At 70.6% G+C, this 10,530-nt stretch carries 6 protein-coding genes; 4 read left to right on the forward strand and 2 right to left on the reverse strand.

Going from position 1 to position 10,530, the window contains the following annotated elements; translation table 11 throughout:
- Positions 1–112: 112 nt before the first annotated feature.
- The gene (locus BMX85_RS19130; RefSeq protein ID WP_090321872.1) at positions 113–904 is read left to right on the forward strand and encodes a substrate-binding periplasmic protein; all 792 of its coding nucleotides are present in this window, start codon (positions 113–115) and stop codon (positions 902–904) included.
- Here the strand turns inward: BMX85_RS19130 and BMX85_RS19135 are convergent.
- Together BMX85_RS19135 and BMX85_RS19140 are read right to left on the reverse strand one after the other, a co-directional pair.
- Positions 901–1,437 carry a MarR family winged helix-turn-helix transcriptional regulator gene (locus BMX85_RS19135; RefSeq protein WP_090321876.1) on the reverse strand — a complete coding sequence of 179 codons (537 nt, stop codon included), beginning with the start codon at positions 1,435–1,437 and terminating at the stop codon, positions 901–903. The genes BMX85_RS19130 and BMX85_RS19135 overlap by 4 nt on opposite strands.
- Positions 1,438–1,535: 98 nt before the next feature.
- The gene (locus BMX85_RS19140) at positions 1,536–6,422 is read right to left on the reverse strand and encodes a diguanylate cyclase domain-containing protein (protein ID WP_090321880.1); all 4,887 of its coding nucleotides are present in this window, start codon (positions 6,420–6,422) and stop codon (positions 1,536–1,538) included.
- Positions 6,423–6,669: 247 nt separating this feature from the next.
- On the opposite strand from BMX85_RS19140, the gene BMX85_RS19145 reads away from it, so the two are divergent.
- The 3 genes from BMX85_RS19145 (at position 6,670) to BMX85_RS19160 (ending at position 10,530) form a co-directional block, all read left to right on the forward strand.
- Positions 6,670–7,275 (forward strand): TetR/AcrR family transcriptional regulator, encoded by a 606-nt coding sequence (locus tag BMX85_RS19145; RefSeq protein WP_090321884.1) that lies wholly within the window; start codon positions 6,670–6,672, stop codon positions 7,273–7,275.
- A gap of 237 nt (positions 7,276–7,512) precedes the next feature.
- Positions 7,513–9,162 carry a DUF1302 domain-containing protein gene (locus BMX85_RS19155; protein WP_229210565.1) on the forward strand — a complete coding sequence of 550 codons (1,650 nt, stop codon included), beginning with the start codon at positions 7,513–7,515 and terminating at the stop codon, positions 9,160–9,162.
- Between the two features lie 12 nt (positions 9,163–9,174).
- Positions 9,175–10,530 carry a DUF1329 domain-containing protein gene (locus tag BMX85_RS19160; protein ID WP_229210566.1) on the forward strand — a complete coding sequence of 452 codons (1,356 nt, stop codon included), beginning with the start codon at positions 9,175–9,177 and terminating at the stop codon, positions 10,528–10,530.

Genomic DNA, 10,530 nt, shown 5'->3' on the forward strand with positions numbered 1-10,530 from the left:
AAGATTGGGTCGTCCGACAACTTTGCGCGCGGCGGGCCGTTTGTGGTTTTTTGGACGCGTCCGGCAGCGCCGCCCGGTGTATATTGTCCTTTTTGGTGCACGGGATGACGGCATGGGAATTGGACGACGGTGGCGCGGCGCGGTGGCGGTCCTCGCGCTCGCCTGGCTAGTTGGCGTCAGCGGCGCCAACGCGTCCGGGCCGGCCCCCAAGGTGCGGCTGATCGCCGCCGACACCGCCATCTTCTGTTCGGAAGACGAGCGCCGGCCCGGCGCGCCTCCGGCCGGGCTGGTGTGCGACATGTTGCGCGACATGGCGCGGCGCGTCGGCCATGCCGGCCCGATCGAACTGTATCCGTTCCAGCGCGCCATCATGCTGGCCGCCGCCGGCCCCGCCGTGCTGATGGCGCCGTTGGCGCGCACGCCGGCGCGCGAAGCCAGTTATCAATGGCTGGTGCAATTGTTTGAGGAGGAATTCGTCGTCGTGGCCAAGCGCGATTCCGGCGTCGATATTTCAACGCTCGACAAGGTCGCGCACCTGCACGTCGGCCTGGTGCGCGAAGGCGTGGCGGCCGAGTTAGCCTTGCAGCAACGCTGGCCCGACCTGCAGCTGTCGACGCGCGACATCGCCAACGCGCGCAAGCTCGATCGCGGACGCATCGACGCGTGGGTCGGACCGTGGAACGGCATTCTGGCCTTCCAGCGCGCGGCCGGGCTGCCGGTCGCCAACCTGCGGCGCGGCGCGGTGTTGAAGCGGGTGCAGGTGTACCTGGCCGCTTCGCGCGACCTCGATCCGGCCGTCGGCGCGGCCTGGAAAAAGGCGTTCGACGACATGGTCAGGGACGGCACCTACCGGGGCTTGCTGCGCCGCTATGCTTTCGAGCCGCCGGCGCGCGCCGCGCCCTAGGGCCCGGCGGCGTCGTCGGCCGCCTGCAGTCCGCTGCGTATCTCCAGCAGCAGCGTCTTGAGCAGCGCGTATTTTTCGACGCCGATGGCGGCCTCGAACTCGGCCTCCGTCTCGCTGATGGCCTTGCGGCAGGTCGCCATCGCCTTGCGCCCCTTGGCGGTGAAGTCGACCACGCGCGCGCGGGCGTCGCCGTCGTCGGGCCTGGCCGCCAGGTAGCCGAGGCGCTCGCAATCGGCCAGCGCCTGGCTCATCGCCCCTTTGGTGACCTTGGCGCGCGCGGCGATCTCGGTGACGCGGGTGCCGCCGAAGTCGATATGGCGGAAGATGCGCAAGTGGGTCTGCCGCAGGTCGGGCGCCTGGGTGGCCAGCTTTTGCAGCATCCGCGCCTCCAGATGGTTGAAGCAGAACAGCGCCAGGCGGCCGATGTTATCGTGCCGCCAGATATTGTGCGGATCGGCCGCCAGTCCGTCGGCGCGTTCGAGATCGAGCGGGGTCGGTGCCGGCGGCGCTGGGGTGGGAGACTTTTTGGCCATAGGGTTCTACATTGCTAGTGTCAATACCAGAAATATACAACTTATCAGACGACTTGTCTGAAATCACTATGGTACGCTGTTTGGTTACGTAAGTATCCTTAAAAATCGGTGGCCGGCGGTGGCGGCCGCGCCGGCGCGCGGACCACCCGGTTGCGCCCCGACTCCTTGGCCTGGTACAGCGCGGCGTCGGCGGCCCGGTACAGGCCGTCGGCGTCCAGATCGGCCGGCGGCGCCAGCGCCGCCACGCCGATGCTGACGGTGACGATGCCGTGCGCGGAGCGCTGGTGCGGCGCCGCCAGCGCCGCCACGGCGGCGCGCGCGCGCTCGGCCACGGCGGCCGTCTCGGCCAGGTCGGCGCCGGGCAGGATGATGGCGAATTCCTCGCCGCCGTAGCGCGCCACCAGGTCCACGCCCTGGCGCACGCTGTGCGCCAGGGCCTCGGCCACCAGCCGCAGGCAGGCGTCGCCCTGCTGGTGGCCGTAAAGGTCGTTGTACGGCTTGAACTGGTCGATGTCGATCATCGCCGCGCCCAGCGGCGTGCCGGCGCGCCGCGCGCGGCGCCATTCGGTGCCCAGCGCCTGGTCGAAGTGGCGCCGGTTGGCCAGGCCGGTCAGCGCGTCGGTCACGCTGAGCGCGGCCAGCTCGCGGTTGGCCAGTTCCAGCGCCCGGGTGCGCTCGGCCACCTTGCGCTCGAGCGAGGCGTACAGCATGGCGTTGTCGAGCGAGACGGCCAGCTGGCCGGCGATCAGCTCGACCGTCTCGAGGCGGTCGGCGGCGAAGGCGCCGCGCCGCTGGCGGTTTTCCAGCATCAGGATGGCCCGCAGCTCGCCGCGGTTCATCACCGGCAGCAGCAACAACGAGCACAGCCGCATGCCGCGCCAGTACGGATCGGCCGCGAAGCGTTCGTCGCCGGTGGCGTCGTCGACCACCAGCGCGGCGCGCGTGCGCACCACGTAGCGGATGGCCGACAGCGGCAGCACGCCGGCGCCGGCCGCCACGCCGGGCGCCTCGCCGGCGCCGGCGCCCGGTTCGGCGCCGGCCAGCGCCCAGCCGTCGCCGTCCTCGCGCGGCAGCAACAGGCGCACCTCGCCGGCGCCGGTCATCGCGCCGAGCTGCTCGGCCACGCGCGCGTGCAGCCGCGCCAGGCTGGTTTCGGAGCTCAGCGCCTGCGACGCGCGCAGCAGCGCGAGCATGTGCAGGCTGTCGGTGGAGACCCGCGCGCGCCCGTCCACGTCCGCCGCCAGCGACCCGGCGGCGCTGCGCAGGAAGCCGTGCTCGCGCTCGAGCCGGGCCACCTTGGCCGCCGCGCCCCAGGCCTGGTAGTGGCGGCGCGCCTCGGCCAGCAGCTGGCGGCCGGTGCGCGGCATCGCGTGGGCGAGATGGAACAGGCCGGCGCGCTCGCCGATCAGCGCGCGGTGCCACGGACGCTGGCGCGCGTCGAGCGCGGCCAGGGCGTCGTCGTAGGCGCGCGCGGCGCCGATGAAGTCGTCGTTGGCGCGGGCGCGTTCGGCGTCGAGCCACAGCATCAGGTGGCGCACGTTGTCCGGCGCGTCGACGGCCCAGCGGGCCAGTTCGTCGCGCAGCGGCGCGATCGCCGCCAGCAGCGCGGCGCGGCGCGCGCCATCGCCGTCCTGCGCCTGGCGCGCCAGCGACAGCGCCCGCAGCAGGGTGACCAACACCTTGCTGTAGCCGCCGTAGAGGACGTCGCGGGCGGCGAAGGCGGCGCCGCTGTGTTCGTCGAGCAGCCCGGGCTCGTCCATCAGCGCGCTCTTGATCGCCTGGGCGATGTGCCAGTTGCAGCGCCCCAGCGGCGTGAAGTGGGCCGGGTCCTCGGCCTCGAGCGCGTCGTGGCCGTCGTGCAGCGCGCGCGACAGCGCCAGCACGGCGCGGAAGGCGGGGGCGGCCACCAGGTTGTTGGCGCGCGCGGCCACGTCGAGCGCGGCGCGCGCCTCGGCCACGCCGGCGGCCAGCGTCGGCGCGCTCTCGAGCGTGCAGCTGACCACGGCGATCAGCGGCAGGCAGGCCGCCAGCAGGTCGCCGCCCTGCATCAGCGCCGCGTGGGCCTGGCGCGCGTGCGCCAGGCAGTGTTCGAGCGGCTCGCGCCAGTGCGCGTGCGAGACCGAGAACAGGGCGCGCACGCGCTCGCCCTCGAGCACGTAGCCGCGTTCCTCGCACAGGCGCAGCAAAAAGCGCGAGGCGTCGTAGCCGAGCCGGTAGTCGTCGCGCTGGCGGATGGCGACGATGCCGATGAAGCTCACCGGCGCCACCATCGGCGCGCACAGGCCGTGGTCGCGCCACAGCCGCCAGGCGCCCAGCGACAGCCCGGCCAGCAGGGCGTCGTCGATGAAGAACGCGGCGCGCACGCAGCGCTCGAACACCATGGCGACGGCGCCGATGCGCGCGTCGGCCGTTTCCGCGTGGGCGGAGGCGCCGACGCCGTGGGCGTCCTGGCGTTCGAGCCAGGCGCCGAAGGCGTCGAGCTCGGCGGCGATGGCCGCCGCGCCGTCGAAGCGCGCCAGCGGGAAACCGAGCCGGTCGAGCATGCGCATGCCCAGCGCCACGGCCTCGGCCAGCTGGCGCCGCAGCATCAGCGCCGACATTTGCAGGCAGGCGGCGGGGATCAGCTCGAGCGGCGCGGCGGCGCCGGCGTCGATGGTCGCATCCATCGCCGCGTACAGCGCGTCGGCGTCGCCGGCGCGGCCGACCCGCACCAGCGCGGCGTGGCGCTCGCACAGCATCTCGTTGCGCAGCCGGCGCGCGGCGGCGTCGGCCGGCTCGCCCAGCAGATCGAGCGCGGCGCGCAGCAGGCGTTCGCATTCCGCGTCGTTGCTCTGGCGCGACAGGTGGGCCGCGTGGCGGAACAGCGCGATCACGCGGGTGCGCTCGTGCGGTTCGATCAGCGGCGCGGCGGCCAGGTACTGGGCCGCCGCCAGCGCGACCTGGTCGGGCAGGGGCTCGAGCCGGCGGGCGATGGCCAGGTGCCGGCCGGGGCGTTCGGCCGGCGCCAATGCGCCGTAGACGGCCTGCTGCACGCGGTCGTGGCGGAAGCGCGCCAGCGGCGCGCCGCCGCCGTCGGCCTCGCGCGCCAGCAGGCCGTCGTCGAGCGCCGGCGCCAGCAACACGTCGACCGTCTCGGCGGCCAGGCCGGTGGCCGCCGCCAACTGGTCGAGGCGGACGTCGCCGCCGAGGCAGGCCATGGCGCGCAGCAGGCGCGCGCTGTCCGGCGGCAGGCGGTCGATGCGCGCCAGCAGCAGGCTGGCCGCGCCGCCGCGCCCGACATGGCGCTTGAGCGCGTCCTGGTCCCATGCCCAGCCGCCGTCATCGAGGCGCAGCACGCCGCTCTGGCGCAGCGCGTTGAGCAGCTCGATGGTGTCGTATGGGTTGCCGCCGGTGTGCTCCGCCAGCGCCGCCGCCAGGTCGGCCGCGCGCCGCGGCGGCAGGCGCAGCACCTGTTCGAGCAGCAGCGCGACGTCGGCCGCCGGCAGGTTGTCCAGTTCCAGCCGCTGCGCGCCATGCCCGGCCCAGGCCAGTAGCAGCGCGGCCAGCGGGTGGCCGGGCGGCAGGTCGCCGCCGCGCCAAGCCAGCACCAGCAGCAGGCCGGGCAGGTTGGCGTCGCGCATGATGGTGTCGAGGATCGCCAGCGAGAACGGATGCGCCCATTGCAGGTCGTCGATGGCCATCACCAGCGGCCGTTGCGGCGTGACGATGGCGCGCAACAAGGTGGTCACGCCGGTCAGCAGGCGGTTGGTGGCGTCGGCCGTGGTGTCGTTCCACGGCTCGGCCGGCACGCCCAGGATGATGGCGAATTCGGGCGAACTGGCCGCCATCAGCGCGGCGTTGACGCCCAGCGCGTCATGGATGCGGGCGCGCATCTCGGCGAGCCGGTGTTCCGGTTCGGCCAGCAGGCGCCGGCCCAGCGCGCGGAAGGCCAGGTAGACGCCGTCGGATTGGCGGTCGTGGCGCAGTTGATGGAATTTGCCGGCGACGAAATAGCCGCCGCGCGCCGCCACCAGCGGCTGCAACTGCGCCACCAGGCGCTGTTTGCCGACCCCGGGCGCGCCCGACAGCAGCACGCCGCGCCCGGCGCCGCGCATGGCGCGCTCGAACGCCCGCATCAGCGTTTGCAGCTCGCGCGCGCGGCCCACCAGCCGCGCCGGCGCGGCCAGGCGCGCCGGGAAGTCGCGCGCGCCGAGTTCGAAGTCGCCGTGCGCGCCGCCGGCCAGCCGCGCCAGGTCGTGCGCCAGGCCCTCGGCGCTCTGGTAGCGCCGGTCGGGCTCCTTCTCCAGCAGGCGCATGATGATGGCCGACAGCGGCGCCGGCAGCCCCGGCGCCAGCGACGCCGGCGGCGCCGGCACCCGGTTGAGCTGGTCCTGCGCCAGCCGGGCGATGTCGGCCTGCTGGAACGGCGGCGCGCCGGTGGCCAGTTCGTACACCGTCGCGCCCAGCGCGTACAGGTCGGCCCGGTGGTCGACGGCGCGGCTGCCCCCGCTGATCTGTTCCGGCGCCGCGTAGGCCAGCGTGCCGAGCATCTGGCCGGCGGCGCCGGCCCGCATGCCCGCCGAGCCCGCCGTGGCGAGCTGGAAGTCGATCAGGATCGGCACCCGCCGGGGGCCCGAGAGCAGGATGTGGCCGGGATGGATGTCGTGGTGGACCACGCCGCGCGCGTGCACGGCGGCGACGATGCGGGCCAACGCCAGCGCCAGCGCCAGCACGTCCGGCACGGCCAGGCGCTCGTGCCGCAGCAGCTGCGCCAGCGGCACGCCGCCGTGTTCGCGCAGCGCCACCACCTGCGGCGCGTGCGCGGCGCCGGCCAGTTGCGGCACGCCGTCGACGCCCTCGAGGCGGGCCAGCATGTCGCGTTCGTGGCGCGCGCGCTCGACGGCGTCGCTGCCCAGCGCCTCCTTGGACACGATCCGCTCGCCGCCGGCGCCGGCGGCGACGTCGATTTTGGTACGATCGCTGGTGTGTAGCAAAGTGATAGGCATCGATGTCGTCGTCGCTGTCCCGCGCAAACGTTGGTCGCCGCCGCCATGGTGCGGGCGCCGCGTGCTTTTGTCCTGTACGTTAGCCTAGCATGGCCTGCGCCGGGCTGGCGCAGGTGACGGCGCAGGTGACGGCGCGGAGGCGCGGCGGCGACGCAAACCGTTACTTCCCGTCCACAGACATGCTAGAATATTGTCCAACTATAAAATATCAACGTTTGTTGATATCATCCGGCCAAAGAGGGCGTCAATGAGCGTAACCATCGAACAACCACCCCGGCGCGGGCGACGCGCCGGCAGCAGCAACACGCGCGACGAGATCCTGGCCGCGGCCAAGAAGAGTTTCGCCACCGACGGCTTCGCGGCGACGACGATCCGCAAGATCGCCAAGGACGCCGGCGTCGATCCGGCGCTGGTGATGCAGTTCTACGGCACCAAGGAGGTGCTGTTCGCCGCCAGCCTGGCCGTGTCCGCCGACGCGCTGACCCGCATGTCCGAGGCGTTCGAGGGACCGGTCGAAGGGCTGGGCTGGCGCGTGACGCGCGCCTTCCTGACGTTGTGGGAACAAAAGAGCGGCGACGGCGAGGCGCTGATGGCGATGCAGCGCGCCGCCATGTCGAGCGAGGTGGCCGCCGCCCAGTTGCGCGACTTCGTGCAGTACCGCATCGTCGAGGTGTTCAGCCCGAAGCTCCACGCGCGCTCGGACGCCGCGCTGCGCGCCGGCCTGGCGACGTCGATGCTGGTCGGCGTCATCGTCAGCCGCAACATCGTGCGCATACCCCTGATCGCCGAGGTCGAGCAGGAAGCGGTCATCGAGCTGCTCGGCGCGTCGATACAGACCATCCTGGTCGGCTAGCACCAGGCGGCGTCGGCGCCGATGCGGTCGCCGCCATGACAAAGGCCCATCAACGCGATGGGCCTTTTTTTTCGCCCGGCGCGATTCATGCCCGATTGGCGCGAACGACACCCCTGCTGTCGTTCGCGGTCCTATTTTTCATCGCGGCCTTCTTCCATACTCAAGACCTGACCGGAGACTTTCGGCTTGCAGGCAACGCCGCGGATAGACGGCAAAAAAATATAATCGGAGACTTAAATGAAGAAATCGAAAGCACGGGATTCGACGCGCTCGTCCGCAATGCGGGCGCTGTTGGTCTCCAGTGGCATGTGTAGCGCGTTGTACGCCCCGGTCGCCGGCAGTGTCGAGCTCGACACCGGCAACCCCGACATCAAGATGCGCTGGGATAACACCTTCAAATACAGCGCGGCGGCGCGCGTGCGCGGCCAGGCGCCGGCGCTGCTCGCCAACATCAACGGCGACGACGGCGACCGCAATCTCGACAAGGGCTTGATCTCGAACCGCGTCGACCTGTTCAGCGAGTTCGACATCACCTACAAGGACTTCGGCGCCCGCGTCACCGGCGCCGCCTGGTACGACCGCGTCTACAACCAGGCCACCGACAACGGTTCGCCGCGCACGGCCAACGGCGTGGGCAACAGCTACAACGAGTTCTCCCGCGCCGCCCGCAAGGTCCACGGCCGCAACGGCGAACTGCTCGACGCCTTTGTCTTCGGCAAGGGCGAGCTGGGCACGATACCGGCCTCGTTCCGCTTCGGTAAATACTCCAGCCTGTGGGGCGAGACTCTGTTCTTCGGCAACAACGGCATGGCCGGCACCATGGCCGGCACCGATATCGTCAAGGCGCTGTCGGTGCCCGGTTCGCAATTCAAGGAAATCGTCCGCCCGGACCGGCAAATCTCGGCGCAGTTCGCGCTGACGTCCGAGATCACCGTCGGCGGCTACTACAAGTTCAGCTGGGAAGCCAATCGCTTCCCGGTGTCGGGCAGCTATTTCGCCAACGACGACATCCTGTTCGGCGGCGAGCGGGTGCTGCTGCCGATCCCGCTGCCCAACGGCGGCTATGCCAGCCTGAAGCGCGTCAACGACTACACGCCCAAGGATACGGGGCAGGGCGGCCTGCAATTCAAGTGGCACCCGGACGACCTCGACCTCGGCTTCTACGTCACCCGCTATCACGACCGCGCGCCGTCGGCCTACGCCTTCCTCGGCACCGGCGCCAATCCGGCCATCGGCCAGCTCGGCGTCTACGACGTCGCCTACGCGCAGGGCATCACCGCCTACGGCGTAAGCGCCAGCAAGTCGGTCGGCGACATCGTCCTCAACGCCGAGCTGTCGACCCGCCACAACACCTCGCTGGTGGCGTCGCGCCCGATCCTGGTGCCGGTCGGCGTCGCCGCCGACAACGATAACAATCCGCGCTACCCGATCGGCAACACGGCGCACGCCAACTTCTCGTTCATCTGGGGCATGGGGCCGAACGCCATCGCGCAGGAAGCCAGCTTCCTCGGCGAACTGGCGTGGAACCGGCGCCTGTCGGTGAGCCGCAATCCGGAAGCGGTGCTCAATACGTCCGAACGCGACGCCTGGGGCCTGCGCCTGAGCTACGCGCCCAGCTACCGCCAGGCCCTGCCCGGCGTCGACCTCACCGTCAACACCACCGCCAGCTATTTCCCGAAGGGTAACTCGTCGGCGTTCAACGGTTTCGGCGTCGACAACGGCGGCGACATGAGCGTGGGACTGGAAGCGACTTACCTCGACAGCTGGAAGGGCAGCGTGAGCTTCACCCACTACTACGGCAACAAGATTTTGCAACCCGGCAGCATCGTCGCACAACAATTCAAAGACCGCGATTTCATCTCGCTGTCACTTCGCCGCACGTTCTAGGAGACACATAACATGAAGCTTGCCATGCACCGTAACCGCCTGACCGCCATCGCCGCGATGTTGTGCCTGTCCGCCGCCGGCCACGCCGCCGTGACGCCGCAGGAGGCGGCCGCGCTGAAGACCACGCTCACGCCGCTGGGCGCCGAGAAGGCCGGCAACCAGGACGGCTCGATTCCCGCCTGGACCGGCGGCATCAAGCCGGGCACCGGCGTCGGCCCCAACGGCCGCCGCGACGACCCGTTCGCCGACGACAAGAAGCTGTACACGATCACGGCGAAAAACGTCGACGAGTACAGCGGCAAACTGACCGACGGCGTCAAGGCGCTGATCAAGAAATACCCGAACAGCTTCCGCGTCGACGTCTATCCGACCCGCCGCACGGCGGCGGCGCCGGGCTGGATGTACGAGAACACCTTGAAGAACGCCACCCAGGGCAAGATGACCGACGGCCAGTTCCCCGAGAAGGTGTTCGGCGGCGTGCCGTTCCCGATACCGAAAACCGGCGCGGAGGTCATGTGGAACAGCGTGCTGTTCTGGCGTGGCGCCGCCTACCACGTCGACGTCCAGGCCTTCCTCGGCACCAGCGACGGCAACATCGTCATGACCGTCGATGCCGGCAACGACCTGCAGTTCCCGTACTACGACGAATCCTACCGCGACAAGTTCACCGGCGAATGGCTGCTGGCGCGCGTGCTCAACTACGGTCCGCCGATCCGCGCCGGCGAAGCGCTGCTGGTGCGCAACCAGTTCGACGACGCCAAGTCGCGCGGCTATGTCTACGTGACGGGCCAGCGCCGCGTGCGCCGCCTGCCCAACCTGTGCTGCGATACGCCGTCGCCGGCGTCGGCCGGCGTCATGACGTTCGACGAGATCGGCGTGTTCACGGGCAGCCTGGAACGCTTCAACTGGAAGATCGTGGGCAAGAAGGAAATCATCGTGCCGTACAACTCGAACCGCATCCTGGTGCCGCCCAAGACCAGCACCGTGATCCAGCCGAACCACCTCAATCCGGACTACGTGCGGTGGGAATTGCACCGCGTCTGGGTGGTCGAGGCGACCCTGGCCAGCGGCAAGCGCCACGCGGCCAAGCGCAACCTGTACTACATCGACGAGGACACCTGGATGCCGGTGCTGGGCGACCGCTTCGACGCCAAGAACGAGCTGTGGCGCACGCTGTTCTCGCTGCCGCTGGCGGCGCCGGACCTGCCGGGCGCGATCCAGGGACCGTACGGTTTCTATGATCTGCTGGGCGGCACCTGGTTCTCGTCGCAGCACATGAACGAGACCAAGGTCCAGTACAAGTTCCAGAAGCCCAAGCCGGAATCGACATTCACGCCGGACGCGCTGGCGGGCGAGGGCGTTCGTTGA

It is taken from the genome of Duganella sp. CF517 (assembly GCF_900110275.1).
GTDB lineage: Bacteria > Pseudomonadota > Gammaproteobacteria > Burkholderiales > Burkholderiaceae_D > Rugamonas.